Source organism: Microbacterium tenebrionis, assembly GCF_020682665.1.
GTDB classification, from domain to species: Bacteria; Actinomycetota; Actinomycetes; order Actinomycetales; family Microbacteriaceae; genus Microbacterium; species Microbacterium tenebrionis.
The window spans coordinates 1-17631 of the sequence record NZ_JAGTTM010000006.1; the positions used below are offsets into that span (position 1 = coordinate 1).

Consider the following 17631-nt stretch of genomic DNA (forward strand, 5'->3'; position numbering starts at 1 on the left):
GTGGAGCTGACTGGTACTAATAAGCCGATGACTTGATAACACCCTTATTTTCATCAGTTCGAATTCTTTCTGATGCCGCGTCCACTGAGTGGTTCTCGATGTACGGTCGAGAACCGCAAACGAGAACAATACTTTTCGTTATGCGTATGATTGAAACATCAATAGTGTTTCGGCGGCCATAGCGTGAGGGAAACGCCCGGTCACATTCCGAACCCGGAAGCTAAGCCTCACAGCGCCGATGGTACTGCAGGGGGGACCCTGTGGGAGAGTAGGACACCGCCGGACTCCTTTTAGTCAAAATGGCCACCCAACGCAGGGTGGCCATTTTGCGTTAACAGCCGCAAGGCGAACAAGACCAGAGAGGTCTCTCACACATGTCGCGTCGCGTCACCGCAGCATCCGTTCTCGCCATCGCAGCGCTGGCCCTCGCCGGCTGCACGAGCACGGGTGAGACGGCGCCGGAAGGCGGCGACGAGTACGGTCTCGTCACCCCCGGTACGCTGACGGTCGCGACCGAGGGCACGTACCGTCCGTTCAGCTTCCACGAGGGTGACGGCACCGGTGCTCTCGTCGGCTACGACGTGGAGATCATCGAGGCGGTCGCAGAGCAGCTCGACCTCGAGGTCCGTTTCGAAGAGACGCAGTGGGACGCGATCTTCGCCGGCCTCGATGCCGGGCGCTTCGACCTCATCGCCAACCAGGTGACCATCAACGACGAGCGCGAGGCGAACTACCTCTTCAGCGAGCCGTACACGGTCTCGCCGGGTGTCATCGTCGTGAACGCCGACGACGACTCCATCTCGTCCTTCGACGACCTCGACGGCAAGACGACGGCGCAGTCGCTCACGAGCAACTGGAACGAGCTCGCGGTCTCCAGCGGTGCCAAGGTCGAGAACGTCGACGGCTGGGCGCAGGCGATCTCCCTGCTCAAGCAGGGTCGCGTGGATGCCACGATCAATGACAAGCTGACCTTCCTCGACTACGTGCAGACCGAAGGCGACACCTCGGTCAAGATCGCCGCCGAGACCGATGAAGCAGGGCTGTCGGCGTGCGCGTTCACCCAGGACAAGCAGGCTCTCGTCGACGCGATCGACGGAGCGCTCGACGAACTGCGCGCCGACGGCACGCTCGCCGAGCTCAGCGACAAGTACTTCGGCGCCGACGTCACCGAGTAGTCATGGACCTGTGGGATGTGTTCCTCAGCTCGTTGGGGCCCATCGCCCTCGCCGGGCTCGTGAGCACGATCCCGCTTGCACTGATCTCGTTCGCGATCGGTCTCGCCCTCGCGCTCGGTACCGCACTCATGCGGATCTCCGAGCACCGCATCCTCTCGCTGATCGCGCGGGTGTACATCTCGATCATCCGCGGCACGCCTCTGCTGGTGCAGTTGTTCGTCATCTTCTACGGGCTCCCGTCCATCGGCGTGGTCGTCGATCCCTGGCCGAGCGCCGTCATCGCCCTGTCGCTGAACGTCGGCGGCTACGGCGCTGAGGTGATTCGCGCGGCGATCCTGTCTGTCCCGAAGGGGCAGTGGGAGGCCGCGTACACGGTCGGGATGGGGCGGACGCGCACGCTGACGCGCGTCATCCTGCCGCAGGCGGCTCGGGTGTCCGTGCCTCCGTTGTCGAACACCTTCATCTCGCTCGTGAAGGACACCTCGCTCACCTCGCTCATCCTCGTGACCGAGCTCTTCCGCGTCGCCCAGCAGATCGCCGCGTTCAACTACAAGTTCATGGTCGTGTACCTGACCGCAGCGCTCGTGTACTGGGTGTTCTGCCTGGTCCTCTCGGCCGGGCAGAACCTGCTCGAGAGGAGGCTCGATCGCCATGTCGCCGTCTGAGAGCGCAGCTCTTCCGAGCCGCGCAGGCAGCCCGCTGCTCACAGCCCGTGGTCTGCACAAGAGCTTCGGCTCGAACGAGGTCCTGAAAGGTCTCGACCTGACCGTGCACCGCGGCGAGGTCGTCGTGCTGATCGGTCCGAGCGGTTCCGGCAAGACCACGGTGCTCCGCTCGCTGAACGGGCTCGAGACGCCGGATGCCGGCATCCTCACCGTCGAAGGGGGACCGGAGATCGACTTCGCCGCCCGACCGGGCAAGGCCACGCGCTTCGCGCTGCGCGACCGTTCGGCGATGGTGTTCCAGCACCACAATCTCTTCCCGCACTTCACCGTGCTGCAGAACGTCATCGAGGGGCCGTGGCGCGTTCAGGGGCGCCCGAAGGACGAGGCGATCGCGGACGCGCGGATGCTCCTGGCCCGCGTCGGCCTCGCCGACAAGGAGACCGCCTACCCGCACGAGCTCTCCGGCGGTCAGCAGCAGCGCGTCGGCATCGTCCGGGCCCTTGCGCTGCGCCCCGACCTGCTGCTGTTCGACGAGCCCACCAGCGCCCTCGATCCCGAGCTCGTCGGTGAGGTGCTCCTCGTCATCAAGGAGCTCGCCGACGAGGGCTGGACCATGGTGGTCGTCACCCATGAGCTCGCGTTCGCCCGTGAGGCCGCGGATCACGTGCTGTTCCTGGACGGCGGCATCGTGCTCGAGGAGGGGCCGCCGGAGCAGCTGTTCACGGCTCCGCGGCACGAGCGCACCCGACGCTTCCTCGCGAGGATCCTGCGCCCGCTCGACGGCGGCGACGACCTCAGCCGCTGACCGCCTGCACGACGAGGCTCACGGCGATCGCGATCATGATGACGGCGATCGCACCGTCAAGGATGCGCCACGCGCGCGGGGTGTCGAGCCAGCGGCCGAGATGGCGGGCGCCGTACCCGAGGGCTGTGAACCAGAGGATGCTCGCGCACACGGCTCCCGCGGCGAAGACCCACCGCGCGTCGCCGTGCGTCGCTGCGATCGAACCGAGCATCAGGACGGTGTCCAGATACACGTGCGGGTTGAGCCAGGTCAGGGCGAGCACCGTGAGCGCGACCGGTGCGAGGCGGACGCCCGGCTGCGGCCGCGACCCGGCGTCCGTGTGCAGGCCGGCGTCGGAGCCGCGCAGTGCGCGCCGGGCGGCGAGCAGCCCGTACGCGAGCAGGAAGGCGGCGCCCAGCCACTGCGCGACCACGACGAGCCACGGCATCCGTTCGATGACGAATCCGAGGCCCGCGACGCCCGCGACGATCAGCACCGCGTCGGAGAGTGCACAGATGATCACGACGGCGAGGACGTGCTCCCGCCGGATGCCCTGGCGAAGCACATAGGCGTTCTGCGCCCCGATGGCGATGATGAGGGAGAGGCCGAGGCCGAGACCGGAGAAGAACGCGAGCACCCTTCCACGCTAGAAGACGCTATGCATAAGCACCAGCGAACGATTCTCACCTTCCATTAGCATGACTTCATGGCGTCGATCGCTCCGGAACTCGCATCCACGGTGGCCGCGATCGTCGACGGCGGCAGCCTCGAAGCGGCTGCGCGGGCGCTCAGCATCACTCCGTCGGCGGTCAGCCAGCGGTTGAAATCCCTCGAGCAGCAGCTCGGCCGGGTGCTCGTCGTCCGAGGGCGCCCGGCGACGGCCACGCCCTCGGGCGAGGCGGTCGTCCGCATGGCCCGGCAGATCGCGCTCCTCGAGCACGAGACGCTCGCCGGACTCGGGCTCGACGCCGCGGACGGGCGGGCGAGCATGCCGTTGGCCGTCAACGCCGACTCCATGGCGACGTGGTTCCTCGCGCCGCTCGCGCGGCTGAGCGAGACCCACGACATCGACTTCGACCTGCACAGAGACGACCAGAACTTCACCGCTCGACTGCTCGAATCCGGCGAGGTCATGGCGGCCGTCACCGCGGAGTCGACCCCGGTGACCGGTTGCTCCGTCGCGCCGCTGGGCATCCTCGTGTACGAGGCGGTCGCGACGCCGGCGTTCGTCCGACGCTGGTTCGCCGACGGCGTCACCGATGACGCGCTGCGCCGGGCGCCGTTCGTCGACTTCGATCGCCGGGACGCGCTGCAGCAGCAGTGGCTCGCTGCGCGCGGCATCGAGGCTGAGGGCGTGCCACGGCACTACGTACCGGCATCGCACGACTTCGCCGCGGCGGTCGCCCTGGGACTGGGTTGGGGGATGCTGCCCGGCCCGCAGCTCGCCGACGCGCTGGCATCGGGGGCCGTCGTTCCGCTCGGGGGTGAACCGGTCCGGGTGCCGCTGCACTGGCAGCAGTGGAACCTCCGCTCCGCACTGCTCGACGCCGTCGCCGCCGAGGTCGCCGCAGAGGCCGGGGCCGTGCTCGAGCCCTACCGGCACTGATCGCGGGCGGTCCGGTCGGGGCGGGTCAGTCGGCCAGGGCGAGGGCGCGGAAGACGTCGCGCTCGCGAAGGGCCTCGCGACGGGACGGCGTCTCGGGATGCGCGGTCGGCGGCCGGTTGCCCGTCGTCCGGTGGTAGAGCTCGTCGATCAGGCGGGTCGCGAGGCCGACGAGCTGGTCGATCTCGCGCTCGTCGCGGTCGATCCACACACAGCGCGGCTCGTCGTCCACCGGGCGGAAGTCGTCGTGCTCCTCCCAGACGAACAGCGTCCGGTCGGCGCCCAGAACGTGCTGCTGCCACCACACCTGGCGCAGGTACGTGCGCGGGATCGTGCGCCAGTTCTTGTTGGTCGTCTTGATCTCGGCGAGCAGGATGCGCCCGCCGGCATCCTGGACGATGCCGTCCGGAGTTGCGAGATGACGGTGCTCGACCTCGGCGCGGAAGAGCGCGGATGACGGGCGGATGCCGTGCGTCGCGGCCACCCATGCGGCGATCTCCGGCTCGCGCCGACGTCCGTGGTCGGTGTAGGCGTTGCCGCCGAAACGGGCTCCGCCGCCGAGCTTGGCGTCTGCCGCGCGGATGATCGACTTCTCACCGGAGAGCCCGGCGACATCCGTCGCGGTGATGCCGCGTGCTCGCGCCCGGAGCCAGGCGACCCTGTCGCGGGAGTCCGCGACGATTCGAGCCTGAAGTTCCGGGGTCACCTCTCGAGGCTACCTCCCGCCGCGGACCTCCGAGGCTCTGCCGCGCCGGGAGGCAGGCACGCGAGGCGGTCCCGTCAGCCCACGTAGGGCCAGTGCGGCGGTCCGGTCGACCCCGCCGCGTACTCCTCGAGCGGCACCTCGTCAGCGCGCCAGGCATCCAGGATCGGCTGCACGATCCGCCAGCACTGCTCGGCTGCGTCCCCGCGCACGGACAGCATCGGGTCGGCGTCGAGGATGCCGGAGAGCACTTCGGCGTAGGCGAGCAGCTGCCCGGCGCCGAGGTCGGCCGACAGCGTCACCCGCTCCAGCACGAGCGGGTCGTCCGCGCCGTTGAGGTTGAGCTCCAGCGACACCCGGTCCGGTCCCAGTGAGAGCCGCAGCACAGCACCTTCGGCGGAACCGCGCAGCCCCTCCGGTACGTGCCGCACGGCGCGGAAGCGCACGACGATCTCGCGGGCCGGGTCGCCGATCGCCTTGCCGGAGCGCAGTGTGAACGGCACGCCGGCCCAGCGGGCATTGCGCACTTCGAAGGTCGCCTGGGCGAGCGTCTCCGTGCCGCGCTGCGGATCGACATCCGGCTCGTCCACGTACGACGGCTTGTCGGAGCCGTCGACGCTTCCTGCCGTGTACCGCGCTCGCCACGATGACGTCGTCGGATCGTCGTCCCACACACGGGTCGCACGCAGGACGGCCGAGGTCGCCTCCCGGAAGTCGGCTTCGCCGATCGTGGCCGGCTGCTCCATCGCGACGACCGCGAGCACCTGCAGCAGGTGGCTCTGGATCATGTCGACGAGGGCGCCGGCTCCGTCGTAGTACCCCGCTCGTCCCTCGAGACCGAGCTTCTCGTCGTACACGATGCCGACCGATTCGATGCTATCGGCCGACCACAGCGGTTGGAGAAGGCGGTTCGCGAAGCGCGCGCCCAGCAGGTTCAGCGTGGTCGACTTGCCCAGGAAGTGGTCGACGCGGAACACCTGCGTCTCGGGGACCAGCGCTTCCAGACGCTCGTTCAGCGCTCGGGCGCTGGCCTCATCCGTGCCGAACGGCTTCTCGAGGGCGAGCATGGCGCCCTCCGGGAGCATGTCGGCGGTCATCGCCTCGCAGGCGCGCGCGGCGATCGCCGGTGGGACGGCGAAGTAGAGGGCGACCTGACCGTCCAACCCCTTCAGCAGCCGCTTGAGATCGGCGGCCTTCGTGATGTCGGCCCGGTGGTACTCGACGTCGACGCGGTCCAGGGCGGACTCGGCGTCCACCGTCGCGAACGATGCGCGCACCACTTCGGCGAGCCGATCCGTCGTCCATTCCTCGATGCCGGCGCCGATCACGCGGACCGTCCGGTCCTGCTCCGTGACGAGCAGCTGGCCGAGAGCGGGGAGGAGCAGTCGCGAGGCGAGATCGCCCGTGGCTCCGAAGACGACGAGGGTTGTCGCAGCATCCATGCGCCCACGCTAACCCGAGGTCGTGCGCCGCGGCCAGGGTTTGCGCGTCAAATGAGGGCAGACGCGCACCGAGCGGATTTGGGAAGCCGGGTACGGTGAGGTACAGTTGTCGTAACCGAAGACCGCTGGTCATGGGCGTGCGCGCAAGCGCAGGCCGATTGAAGCACTGCACTGCAGGGGCCCGCGCAGGGACATGATCGTTTCTCCAGGTATCTGGATTCCACGCTCCGTCGCTTGCGCCGGAGCGTTTCTGTTTGCATGCGGCGGTTCAGGTCGGTGCCCCACGCACGTGCGGCATCTCGTACCCACCAAGGAGTGACCATGGCGCAGAAGGATGCATCGGTTGCCGAGCTCACGAAGTCATTCGAGAACTCGAACGCCGTCCTGCTGACCGAGTACCGCGGTCTGACGGTTGCCCAGCTCAAGGAGCTGCGCAACAGCATCCGTCAGGACGCTGAGTACGCCGTGGTGAAGAACACGCTGACCAAGATCGCGGCCAACAAGGCTGGGATCTCCGCGCTGGACGACGACCTCAAGGGTCCGTCGGCCGTCGCGTTCGTGCACGGCGACTTCGTCGCCACCGCGAAGGCTCTTCGTGATTTCGCCAAGGCCAACCCGCTTCTCGTGATCAAGGGCGGCGTGTTCGAGGGCAATGCCCTCACCGCCGACGAGGTCAACAAGTACGCCTCGCTCGAGAGCCGTGAGGTTCTGCTGGCGAAGGCTGCGGGCATGATGAAGGCGACGATGGGCAAGGCTGCCGCGACCATCGACGCGCTTCGCGAAAAGCTGGAGACCGCACAGGCCGCGTGAGCGACCCGCGATCTCGTTCCACAAACCCCACCAATCTAGGAGATACATCATGGCGAAGCTCACCACTGAGCAGCTGCTCGAGCAGTTTGCAGACCTGACCCTCGTCGAGCTCAGCGAGTTCGTGAAGGCGTTCGAGGAGAAGTTCGACGTCACCGCTGCTGCCCCCGTCGCCGTTGCCGGCGCCGGCGCTGCAGGCGGCGACGCCGCTGCCGAGGAGGAGAAGGACTCGTTCGACGTCATCCTCGAGGCTGCCGGCGACAAGAAGATCCAGGTCATCAAGGCTGTCCGCGAGCTCACCTCGCTCGGCCTCGGCGAGGCCAAGGCCGTCGTCGACGGTGCTCCCAAGGCCGTCCTCGAGGGCGCCAACAAGGAGACCGCTGACAAGGCGAAGGAGGCCCTGGAGGCCGCCGGCGCCACGGTTACCCTCAAGTAATCGCGTTTTCGCGCAGCACGAAGGCCCCGGGGCATGCCCCGGGGCCTTCGTCGTCCCAGCACTCGGGTTCAGATGGTTGCGTTGTCGTGACCTTCCAATGGTTGTGGGAGCGCTCTCGGGGGAATAGGTTGGCAGCAGGTGGTCATCGCTGACCCCAGCGCAGGAAGATCTCCTGCGTCACTCTAGGAGGCACTCATGAGTCAGTCCAAGCGGCGCGTCCTGCTCGCGTCCCTTGCAATTCCGACGGTTCTGGGGCTCACGCTCGTTGGCTGCGCCGAGGGCGGGTCCGGCGACGGCGGCGGTGACGCCACGAACAAGACCGTCCGCATCTCCGGAGGCATCACGGGAACAGAGGCCGACGACCTCAACGCGTCGTTCGATAAGTTCACCGAGGATACCGGCATCAAGGTGCAGTACACCGGTGACAAGAGCTTCGAGGGCAACATCGTCACCAAGGTGACCGGTGGCGACGCGCCCGACATCGCCATCGTCCCCCAGCCCGGCCTGCTCAAGACTCTCGTCGACACCGGCAAGGTGCTGGCGGCACCCGAGGCAGTCGAGTCCGCCGTCGACGAGAACTGGTCCGCGGACTGGAAGAAGTACGGCACGTTCGACGACACGTTCTACGCAGCGCCGATGCTCGCCAACCTCAAGGGCTACGTCTGGTACTCGCCGACGAAGTTCGCGGAGTGGGGTGTGGAGGTTCCGGAGACCTGGGACGACATGATCGCTCTCACCGACACCATCAAGGAGAAGTCCGGCGAAGCGCCGTGGTGCGCCGGATTCGCCTCCGGCGATGCCTCCGGGTGGCCGGGAACCGACTGGATCGAGGACCTCGTCCTGCGCCAGTCCGGCCCCGACGTGTACGACGACTGGGTGGCCGGCGACGTGAAGTTCACCGACCCCGAGATCGCCGACGCCTTCGAGGCCGTCGGCTCCATCCTGAAGAACCCGGACTACGTCAACGCGGGCTTCGGCGACGTCAAGAGCATCAACTCCACCGCGTTCGCCGATGTCGCGGCCAAGGTCGCCGACGGCACCTGTGCTCTGACGCACCAGGCATCGTTCCTGTCGGCGAACTTCCTCGACGTGAAGAACGCCGATGGAGAGACGCCGACCGTTGCTCCCGACGGCGATGTCTATGCGTTCATCATGCCCGGTGAGACGGCAGGGGAACTGCAGGTCGAGGGCGGCGGCGAGTTCGTCGCCGGCTTCTCCGACGATGAGGCGACCCAGAAGGTGCTGGAGTTCATGGCGTCTCCCGAGTTCGCTGATGCCCGTGTCGAGCTCGGCGGTGTGATCTCGGCCAACAAGAACGCCGACGCGAGCCTGGCATCGAGCGAGTTCCTGCAGGAGGCCATGGCGATCATGCAGGATGACTCGACGGTCTTCCGCTTCGACGCATCCGACCTCATGCCGTCCACGGTCGGCTCTGGCTCGTTCTGGAAGGGCATGGTCGACTGGATCGACGGCAAGGACACCACCCAGGTGCTCTCCGACATCCAGGCTGGTTACGAAAACTAGCAGTGCCTATTCTCGAGATGTGACGGTTCGCGGGGCCGGGCTTCCAGCTCGGTCCCGCGAACCGCTCGAGCCCAGAGCCGTACTCATAAGGAGTGTCCATGTCGCACACTGCCGCCGACGAGGCGCCTGTCGCGGAAACGCACGCGACGAAAGAGGTGTCCGCGAGACTGCACGGCACCGACGCTCGGGGGCGCAGGATCACGCGCGTCGTCGTGATAGCAGCGTTCGTCCTCATCGCAGCACTGGTCTTCCTCCTGCTCATCAGCCAGCCGGTTGAGGACCCGCAGCGCATCACGATCGGCTTCTCGCTCAACAGTCTGTTCGTCTGGATGGGCGGGCTGCATCCGCTGGTGCAGATCCCCGTCGTTCTCGTGCTGTTCGGCGTCGCCGTGGCGGTCCTGCTCGTGCTCATCGAGTACGCACCCCGGCCCGGCCGCGGCTATTTCGTCATGCGCCTGGTCGCCTGCCTGGCCATTCCCGCACTGGCGTTCCTGCTACTGCGCCCGTACTCCAACGCCGTGCTGTACGTCGTCGCGATCGCGCTGCTCGCCGGTGGCCTGCTGTTCTTCGCCGACTACCGCTCCCGTCAGGGAGCCGGGTACCTTTTCCAGCTGATCCTGTTCATGGCGCCGGCCACGATCATGCTGCTGATCGGGCTCATCTACCCGGCGATCTCGACGTTCGTCAAATCGTTCTTCGACAAGAGCGGCGCGAACTTCGTCGGCCTCGACAACTACTTCTGGGTGTTCACCAACCCCACCGGAACGGCGTCGGTCATCAACACACTCATCTGGGCGCTGCTGGCCCCGACTATCGCTGTAGGCATCGGCCTGGCCTACGCGGTGTTCATCGACCGGGCGCGCGGCGAGAAACTGCTGAAGGTGCTCGTGTTCATGCCCGTCGCGATCTCGTTCGTCGGCGCCGGCATCATCTGGAAGTTCATGTACGACTACCGCCAGGGCGACCAGCTGGGTCTGCTCAACGCAATCGTGACGATGTTCGGAGGCGATCCTGTCAACTGGCTTGCCGTGAAGCCGATCATCAACACGCTCATGCTGCTCGTGGTGTTCATCTGGACCCAGACCGGGTTCGCCATGGTGATCCTGTCCGCGGCCATCAAGGCCGTGCCGGCGGAGCAGATGGAGGCGGCCGAACTCGACGGCACGAACGCCTGGCAGCGGTTCACGAACGTCACGGTCCCCGGCATCCGCTCCTCGCTGATCGTCGTACTCACCACGATCACGATCGCATCCTTGAAGGTGTACGACATCGTCGCGGTGATGACCGGCGGCCGTGACGACACCACCGTCCTCGGCTTCGAGATGGTGAACCAGCAGCAGCGCTTCCAGAGCTACGGGCACTCCTCGGCGCTCGCCGTCGTGCTGTTCATCTTCGTGCTGCCGCTGATCATCTACAACGCCCGATCCATGCGCAAGCAGAGGGAGATCCGCTGATGAGTGCCACGCAAGCCGTCGTCACGGATACGCGCACCAAGCGGCAGGTCGCACGCGACACGCGCCGCAATGAGGCGATCGCGCACAAGAAGCTCACCTCGAAGGGCGCCACCCTCGCCGCCGCGATCATCGCGATCTTCTGGACGATTCCGACCTTCGGACTCCTGGTCACCTCGTTCCGACCCGGCGCCGACACGCAGTCGACCGGATGGTGGACAGTCTTCACCGACCCGGAGTTCACCTTCGAGAACTACATCGAGGCGCTGAATGCCGGAGGCACGTCGACGACGCTGGCATCCGCATTCGTGAACTCGCTCGCGATCACGATCCCGGCAACGGTCTTCCCGATCGTCATGGCCGCGCTCGCGGCCTACGCCTTCGCGTGGATCGATTTCAAGGGACGGAGCATGCTCTTCGTCTTCGTGTTCGCCCTGCAGATCGTGCCGCTGCAGATGGCGCTGGTCCCGCTGCTCAGCCTGTTCTCGGACGGACTCACCGTCGGCGATGTGATGATCTTCCCCGGGTTCGGGCTGAACGATGTCAGCTACAGCTTCGCGCGGGTGTGGATCGCGCATGCCATCTTCGCGCTGCCGTTGGCGACATTCATGCTGCACAACTTCATCGCCGAGATCCCCGGCGAGATCGTCGAAGCCGCTCGTGTGGACGGCGCCGGCCACGGACAGGTGTTCTTCCGGATCATCCTGCCGCTGGCCATGCCCGCCATCGCATCCTTCGGCATCTTCCAGTTCCTGTGGGTGTGGAACGACCTGCTCGTGGCGACGATCTTCGCCTCGCCGGGTGCCCTGCCCATCACCCAGGCGCTGAACTCGTTGTCGGGGACATGGGGGAACAGGTGGTTCCTGCAGTCGGCGGGAACATTCATCTCGATCATCGTGCCGCTGATCGTGTTCTTCGCCCTGCAGCGCTTCTTCGTACGCGGTCTGATGGCTGGCGCGACGAAGGGGTAACAGGAGCCCGCAGCGGCACGTCGCCGTCTACGCTGGAGCATATGCAGTACGCCGAGCACATCGCCGACCTCGTCGGCAACACCCCTCTCGTGAAGCTGCAGCACGTCACAGAGGGTGTGGAGTGCACGGTGCTGGTCAAGCTCGAGTACCTCAACCCCGGCGGATCCGCCAAGGACCGCATTGCGCGACGCATCATCGATGCGGCCGAGGAGTCCGGCGACCTGAAGCCCGGCGGCACGATCGTCGAGCCGACCAGCGGCAACACCGGCGTGGGCCTTGCTCTGGTCGCCCAGCAGCGCGGTTACAAGTGCGTGTTCGTCCTGCCCGACAAGGTGGGCGAGGACAAGATCGACGTGCTGCGGGCGTACGGCGCAGAGATCGTCATGACGCCGACGTCGGTGCCCGCCGACAGCCCCGAATCGTACTACAGCGTCAGCGATCGGCTCGCGGCGGAGATCCCCGGCGCGTTCAAGCCGAACCAGTACGAGAACCCGAACGGGCCCCGGAGCCACTACGAGACGACCGGACCCGAGATCTGGCGCGACACCGACGGCCGCATCACCCACTTCGTCGCGGGCGTCGGGACGGGCGGCACGATCACCGGAACGGGGCGCTATCTGCGCGACGTGTCGGACGACCGGGTGAGCATCGTCGGCGTCGATCCCGAGGGAAGCGTGTACTCAGGCGGCACCGGGCGCCCGTACCTCGTCGAAGGCGTGGGCGAGGACATCTGGCCCGGGGCATACGACCCGACGGTTCCGCACGAGATCGTCGCGGTCGACGACGCCGAGTCGTTCGCGATGACGCGCAGGCTCGCGCGCGAGGAGGGGATCCTCGTCGGCGGGTCCAGCGGCATGGCCGTCGCCGGCGCGCTGCGCGTGGCCAAGGACCTCCCCGCGGATGCGGTCATGGTCGTGCTGCTGCCGGACGGCGGCCGCGGGTATCTGTCGAAGATCTTCAACGACTCGTGGATGCGCTCGTACGGCTTCGCCGACGTCTCCGAGGGCGAGACTGTCTCCGAGGTCCTCGAGATGCGTCGGTCGGCGCGGCAGTCCCAGGGCGTCGGCGGTATCCCCGATCTGGTTCACGTGCACCCCAGCGAGACCGTGCACGACGCGATCGCCACGATGACCGAGTTCGCCGTCTCGCAGCTGGTCGTCCTCAGTGCCGAACCGCCCGTGATGATGGGCGAGGTCGTCGGCACCGTCGACGAGCGCGGCCTTCTGGACCTGCTGTTCCGCGGTGACGCGAAGCCCACCGACGCGGTGGGCGCGCACGTCGGTTCGCCGCTGCCCCTCATCGGCATCCACGCGACCGTCGAGCAGGCGCGCACGGCGCTGGCCGAAGCGGACGCGCTGCTGGTGACCGTCGACGGGCGCCCGCACACCGTGCTCACCCGGCAGGACCTCGTCAGCTACCTCGCGCGCTGACGCGAACCGTAACGCAGCAGCCGGGATCCGGGGCCGGACGTAGGCTGAAGACATGTCCGATCACGCCTTCGCCACCCGCGCCATCCATGCCGGTCAGGAACCCGACCCGGTCACCGGAGCGATCATCCCGCCCATCTACCAGTCGTCCACGCACGTGCAGGACGGCATCGGCGGATTCCGCGGCGGCTACGAGTACAACCGGGCGGGAAACCCCACGCGCACCTCGCTCGAGACACAGCTCGCAGCGCTCGAGGGCGGCGTCAGGGCGCTGTCGTTCTCCTCGGGCCTCGCGGCCGAGGACGCGCTGCTGCGCGGCATCCTGCGCCCCGGCGACCACGTCGTGCTCGGCAACGACGTCTACGGCGGAACGTACCGGCTGCTGACCAAGGTGCATGCGGCATGGGGCATCGACTCGACGATCGTCGAGCTCGGCGACGCCGATGCGCTGCGCGGAGCGCTGCGCCCCGAGACGAAGATCGTCTGGATCGAGACGCCCAGCAACCCGCTGCTGAAGGTCGTCGACATCGCGAAGACGGTCGAGATCGCCCACGCCGCCGGCGTCCTCGTCGTCGTCGACAACACGTTCGCGTCGCCGGCCCTGCAGAACCCGCTCGCCCTCGGCGCGGACTTCGTCGTGCACTCGACCACGAAGTATCTCGGCGGGCACTCCGACGTTCTCGGCGGGGCGGTGATCTTCGGCGACGACCGGTTCGTCGATCCGGTGAAGTTCCAGCAGTTCGCCGTGGGCGCCGTCTCCGCGCCGCTTGACGGCTGGCTGACGACCCGCGGCATCAAGACCCTCGCCGTGCGCATGCGTCAGCACAGCGCCAACGCGCAGGCCATCGCCGAATGGGCGGCGGCTCGGCCGGAGTTCGAGACCGTGTACTACCCGGGTCTCGCCTCCCACCCCGGTCACGAGATCGCCGCGTCGCAGATGAGCGGTTTCGGCGGGATGCTCTCTCTCGCACTGGCTGCAGGGCCGCAGGCCGCTCGTGCCTTCGCCGAGTCGACCGAGCTGTTCCAGCTCGCGGAGTCGCTCGGCGGCGTCGAGTCGCTGATCGGCTACCCGCCGGACATGACGCACGCGTCCGTGCGGGGCACGGAGCTCGCCGTCCCCGAGAACGTCGTGCGTCTGTCGGTCGGGATCGAGGACATCGCGGATCTGATCGCCGATCTCGAGCAGGGTCTCGATCGCCCCACACGCTGAGCGGCGTCCCCCGCGTGCGCCCGGGTATCGGGCACAATGGCGGGATGATGCGTCCGGTTCTGCTGTGGTGGGGGAGCGGCGCGCTCCTCGTCGCTATCGTGCTCGGGGTCGTGGTGACCTGGGGCGGCGTCGGAGCCACGGCCGTGGATGTGGCGTGGAACACGCTGATGGGCCAGATCCGCACCCCGGTCCTCCTCGACATCGCGCACGCGCTCGACCGCATCGGCGGAGGGTGGGTCGCGACGTACCTGATCCCGCTCGTGGTCATCGCGGCTCTGCTGCTCGCTCGACGATGGCGGGCCGCCGTGTTCGCCGCAGCGACGATGCTGATCAGTGTGGCTGTGGTGCAACTGCTCAAGAGCGTGTTCGGGCGCGCTCGGCCCGAGGACATGCTTGTCCTGTCGGACTACGGTTCATTCCCGAGCGGGCATACGGCGAACGCCGCGACGCTCGCGACGCTCGCCGTCGTGTTGTTCCCGCGGTTGTGGGTGCTCATCGTCGCCGTCATGTGGGCGCTCGCGATGGCACTTTCGCGCACCCTCGTCTCCGTGCACTGGCTCAGCGATACGCTCGGCGGAATGCTGGTGGGTGCCGGCGTCGTGCTGCTGCTGGGCGGATTCGCGCTGACGTGGGCGCGCTCGCGCGGACGCGAGCCCGACCTGCCGGGGCGGGAGCCGCCGCGGTGACGATCCTCCGCCCCTATCGTTCCGAGGACCGCGAGGAGGAGCGGATCATCGAACTCGCTTACGTGCGCGGAGTCGGGCCGGAGCCGTACGCCGCCGGGTATCCCGCGCACCTGCACATCGATCTGCTGCCGGAGGCGCAGGGGCAGGGGGCGGGGCGCCGCCTCATCCAGACGCTGTTCACCGAACTGCGTCGCCGCGGCGTGCCGGGCCTGCACCTGGGCATGGACCCGGCGAACACCTCAGCCGCGGCGTTCTCTGAGCGTCTCGGGATGCAGCGACTGCCTGGCGCGGACGGTTCGCTGGTCTACGGCATCCGGCTCGCTGCGCTCGTACCGACCCGAATCCGCAGCACTGGATAAATGAATGAAGGGCCCCCGCTGCGCGGAGGCCCTTCATTCATCTGGCGGTGACGGCGGGATTCGAACCCGCGGTTGCTTGCACAACACACGCTTTCCAAGCGTGCTCCTTCGGCCGCTCGGACACGTCACCAGGGAACAACCTGAACAGTCTAGCCGATCGCGTCGGGCACCCGTGACGCTCCCAGGCTCGCGCGGGACGCCCGGATAGGCTGACCGCATGATTCGGCAGTCGCCTCGACGCACGGTCCCCCGCCACGGACTGCAGAAGCCATCCCGGGGGCGGCGGCTGCTCAAGGCGCTCGGCATCGGCATCGCCGTCGTGCTCGTCGCGGCGATCGGCGTGACCGCGTGGCTGTACATCGACCTCAGCGGCACCTTCGGCGAGGACGCCGTCGAGTTGCAGGGCGAACAGCCCCCGGCGTTCTCGGAGTTCGAGGGCAGCGCGAACATCCTCGTCGCCGGCACCGACAACTGCGAACCCGAGTACGCGGCCCAGTTCGGCGACCGCTGCACCGACGCCGAAGACGGCGTCCGCAGCGACGTGCTCATGGTCGTGCACATCTCCGAGCCCCCGCGGCGGGTCACGGTCGTGAGCTTCCCCCGCGACCTGCTCGTGGACATCCCCTCCTGCACGGACGCGAACGGCGACGAGACGTACGAGGCGTACGGGCAGATGATCAACTCGGCGTTCGGCACCGGAGGCCTGGCCTGCTCGGTGGCGACGGTCGAGAACCTCACCGGGCTCGACATCGGGTACGCGGCATCCATCAACTGGGGTGGTGTGATCGATGTCACCAACGCGATCGGCGGCGTCGAGGTGTGCCTGGCGACGGCCATGAAGGATGCCGATTCCGGCATCGACCTGCCCGCAGGCACCCACGAGCTCAAGGGTGCCGAGGCTCTCGCGTTCCTGCGCGCCCGCAAATCGACCACCGACGGCAGCGACACCGCGCGCATCGGCAACCAGCAGCTGTACATGTCGAGCCTCGTTCGCAAGATCACCAGCGAGCAGGTGCTCAGCGACCCGGCGCTGCTTCTGCGCCTCGCCAGGACGATCCTCTCGGCCGTCGACCCCAGCACGAGCCTGACCAACCCGGTCACACTGGCACAGATGGGGCTCGCGCTGAAGGACATCCCGATCAGCGACTACGTGTTCGTGCAGTACCCCGCGACGACCTCCGTCGTCGACGCCAACCGGCTCGACCCGCTCCCTGACGCCGCTGCAGCCCTCTTCGATGCGCTCGAGAGGAACGAGCCGCTGGCGCTCGCCGACGAGGGCGGCGAGACTCCGGACCCCGAGACGCCGGCCCCGGAGGCGCCCGAGACGGGCACGCCCGCGCCCACGGCTTCCGCGACGCCGGACCAGGAGCCCGTCACCCTGCCGGGGGAGGTGACCGGCACCACCGGCGACACCGAGGGATGCGCAACCGGCCGCGTGTACTGAGCTCGAAGCGGGTCCCGAGCCGCGCCGCCTACAATCTCCAGGTGAGCACACCCAAGATCGTCCTGTTCTACGTCTTCGCGCCCCTCGCCGACCCCGAGGCGATCCGGGTGTGGCAGCGCGACGTCGGCGAGGCGCTGGGCCTGCGGGGCCGGGTGCTCATCTCGCAGCACGGCATCAACGGAACGCTCGGCGGCGACCTCCGTGCGTTGAAGAAGTGGGCGCGCTCGTTCCGCTCCTACGGCCCGTTCAAGACCGTGGATCTCAAGTGGGGCGAGGGGACCGGGCTCGACGCCGACGGTCTCAGCGTGGACTTCCCGAAGCTCAGCGTGAAGGTGCGCGACGAGATCGTCTCGTTCGGGGCGCCGGACGAGCTCCGTGTCGACGAGAACGGTGTCGTCGGAGGCGGCATCCACCTCTCGCCCGAGAGCCTCCACGACCTCGTCGAGTCGCGCGATGACGTCGTCTTCTTCGACGGCCGCAACGCGCTCGAGGCCGAGATCGGCCGGTTCCGCGGCGCGGTCGTCCCCGACGTCGAGACGACCCGCGACTTCGTGCGGCTGCTCGACTCGGGCGCGTACGACGACCTCAAGGGCAAGCCGGTGGTCACCTACTGCACGGGCGGCATCCGCTGCGAGGTGCTCTCGAGCCTCATGGTCTCGCGCGGGTTCGGCGAGGTGTACCAGCTCGACGGCGGGATCGTCCGCTATGGCGAGGAGTACGGGGACGACGGCCTGTGGGAGGGGTCGCTGTACGTGTTCGACAGGCGCGGCTCGGTCGACTTCAGCGATCACGCGGCCGTCGTCGGGGTGTGCGCCGGGTGCGGAGCTGCGACCAAGCGCACCGCGAACTGCCCGGATGCATCGTGCCGGAGGCAGTTCGTCGTGTGCGAGCAGTGCGATGCGGTGCCGTGCGCGCAGCACTGTGCCGTTTCGACTCGCTGACGC

The 17631-nt window shown here is 67.8% G+C and carries 18 protein-coding genes, 1 tRNA gene and 1 rRNA gene; 16 read left to right on the top strand and 4 right to left on the bottom strand.

The genetic code is table 11. The features are described 5' to 3' along the window. The first annotated feature begins 168 nt into the window (after nucleotides 1-168). From rrf to KEC56_RS12400, 4 genes are all read left to right on the top strand, one after another. Nucleotides 169-285: ribosomal RNA gene (gene rrf / locus KEC56_RS12385) — 5S ribosomal RNA — on the top strand. Nucleotides 286-374: 89 nt separating this feature from the next. Then, entirely contained in the window at nucleotides 375-1175 is an 801-nt protein-coding gene (locus KEC56_RS12390) for a transporter substrate-binding domain-containing protein (RefSeq protein ID WP_227531190.1), read from the top strand. Between the two features lie 2 nt (nucleotides 1176-1177). Further along, a complete protein-coding gene (locus tag KEC56_RS12395; protein ID WP_227531191.1) occupies nucleotides 1178-1840 on the top strand; it encodes an amino acid ABC transporter permease in 663 nt (220 codons plus the stop codon). Then, nucleotides 1827-2645, top strand: a complete 819-nt coding sequence (locus tag KEC56_RS12400) for an amino acid ABC transporter ATP-binding protein (RefSeq protein WP_217702927.1) — start codon at nucleotides 1827-1829, stop codon at nucleotides 2643-2645. Before KEC56_RS12395 ends, KEC56_RS12400 begins: the two co-directional genes overlap by 14 nt. On the opposite strand, the gene KEC56_RS12405 is transcribed toward KEC56_RS12400, so the two are convergent. Further along, nucleotides 2635-3261, bottom strand: a complete 627-nt coding sequence (locus KEC56_RS12405; protein WP_227531192.1) for a LysE/ArgO family amino acid transporter — start codon at nucleotides 3259-3261, stop codon at nucleotides 2635-2637. The genes KEC56_RS12400 and KEC56_RS12405 overlap by 11 nt on opposite strands. A 69-nt stretch (nucleotides 3262-3330) precedes the next feature. On the opposite strand from KEC56_RS12405, the gene KEC56_RS12410 reads away from it, so the two are divergent. Beyond that, entirely contained in the window at nucleotides 3331-4230 is a 900-nt protein-coding gene (locus KEC56_RS12410) for a LysR family transcriptional regulator ArgP (protein WP_227531193.1), read from the top strand. Between the two features lie 25 nt (nucleotides 4231-4255). Here the strand turns inward: KEC56_RS12410 and KEC56_RS12415 are convergent, their stop codons facing one another. Continuing rightward, nucleotides 4256-4933 (bottom strand): YqaJ viral recombinase family protein, encoded by a 678-nt coding sequence (locus KEC56_RS12415; RefSeq protein WP_175985305.1) that lies wholly within the window; start codon nucleotides 4931-4933, stop codon nucleotides 4256-4258. Between the two features lie 74 nt (nucleotides 4934-5007). Then, complete coding sequence (locus tag KEC56_RS12420; protein ID WP_227531194.1) at nucleotides 5008-6372, bottom strand: glucose-6-phosphate dehydrogenase; 1365 nt, start codon at nucleotides 6370-6372, stop codon at nucleotides 5008-5010. 321 nt (nucleotides 6373-6693) lie between these two features. Between KEC56_RS12420 and rplJ the strand changes: the two genes are divergently transcribed. The 9 genes from rplJ to KEC56_RS12465 all read left to right on the top strand — a co-directional run bounded on the left by rplJ (nucleotide 6694) and on the right by KEC56_RS12465 (nucleotide 15243). Then, on the top strand, nucleotides 6694-7182 hold the full coding sequence (gene rplJ / locus KEC56_RS12425) for a 50S ribosomal protein L10 (RefSeq protein ID WP_175985310.1): 489 nt from the start codon (nucleotides 6694-6696) through the stop codon (nucleotides 7180-7182). 49 nt (nucleotides 7183-7231) lie between these two features. Continuing rightward, nucleotides 7232-7615 (top strand): 50S ribosomal protein L7/L12, encoded by a 384-nt coding sequence (gene rplL / locus KEC56_RS12430; protein WP_175985313.1) that lies wholly within the window; start codon nucleotides 7232-7234, stop codon nucleotides 7613-7615. Nucleotides 7616-7810: 195 nt separating this feature from the next. Then, the gene (locus KEC56_RS12435) at nucleotides 7811-9139 is read left to right on the top strand and encodes an ABC transporter substrate-binding protein (protein WP_227531195.1); all 1329 of its coding nucleotides are present in this window, start codon (nucleotides 7811-7813) and stop codon (nucleotides 9137-9139) included. A gap of 98 nt (nucleotides 9140-9237) precedes the next feature. Beyond that, entirely contained in the window at nucleotides 9238-10593 is a 1356-nt protein-coding gene (locus KEC56_RS12440) for a carbohydrate ABC transporter permease (RefSeq protein WP_227531196.1), read from the top strand. Next, nucleotides 10593-11561: a carbohydrate ABC transporter permease gene (locus KEC56_RS12445; RefSeq protein WP_227531197.1), complete on the top strand. Its 969-nt coding sequence runs from the start codon at nucleotides 10593-10595 to the stop codon at nucleotides 11559-11561. Before KEC56_RS12440 ends, KEC56_RS12445 begins: the two co-directional genes overlap by 1 nt. Before the next feature lie 41 nt (nucleotides 11562-11602). After that, complete coding sequence (locus tag KEC56_RS12450) at nucleotides 11603-12991, top strand: cystathionine beta-synthase (RefSeq protein ID WP_227531198.1); 1389 nt, start codon at nucleotides 11603-11605, stop codon at nucleotides 12989-12991. A gap of 52 nt (nucleotides 12992-13043) precedes the next feature. Beyond that, on the top strand, nucleotides 13044-14198 hold the full coding sequence (locus KEC56_RS12455; RefSeq protein WP_175985326.1) for a cystathionine gamma-synthase: 1155 nt from the start codon (nucleotides 13044-13046) through the stop codon (nucleotides 14196-14198). 44 nt (nucleotides 14199-14242) lie between these two features. Beyond that, nucleotides 14243-14884 (top strand): phosphatase PAP2 family protein, encoded by a 642-nt coding sequence (locus KEC56_RS12460; RefSeq protein WP_175985328.1) that lies wholly within the window; start codon nucleotides 14243-14245, stop codon nucleotides 14882-14884. Next, nucleotides 14881-15243: a GNAT family N-acetyltransferase gene (locus tag KEC56_RS12465; protein WP_372456280.1), complete on the top strand. Its 363-nt coding sequence runs from the start codon at nucleotides 14881-14883 to the stop codon at nucleotides 15241-15243. Before KEC56_RS12460 ends, KEC56_RS12465 begins: the two co-directional genes overlap by 4 nt. Nucleotides 15244-15285: 42 nt before the next feature. On the opposite strand, the gene KEC56_RS12470 is transcribed toward KEC56_RS12465, so the two are convergent. Then, a tRNA-Ser gene (locus KEC56_RS12470) sits at nucleotides 15286-15373 on the bottom strand. Between the two features lie 87 nt (nucleotides 15374-15460). On the opposite strand from KEC56_RS12470, the gene KEC56_RS12475 reads away from it, so the two are divergent. Beyond that, the gene (locus KEC56_RS12475; protein ID WP_227531199.1) at nucleotides 15461-16687 is read left to right on the top strand and encodes an LCP family protein; all 1227 of its coding nucleotides are present in this window, start codon (nucleotides 15461-15463) and stop codon (nucleotides 16685-16687) included. A gap of 41 nt (nucleotides 16688-16728) precedes the next feature. Further along, the gene (gene trhO, locus KEC56_RS12480) at nucleotides 16729-17628 is read left to right on the top strand and encodes an oxygen-dependent tRNA uridine(34) hydroxylase TrhO (RefSeq protein WP_227531200.1); all 900 of its coding nucleotides are present in this window, start codon (nucleotides 16729-16731) and stop codon (nucleotides 17626-17628) included. Nucleotides 17629-17631 lie beyond the last annotated feature (3 nt).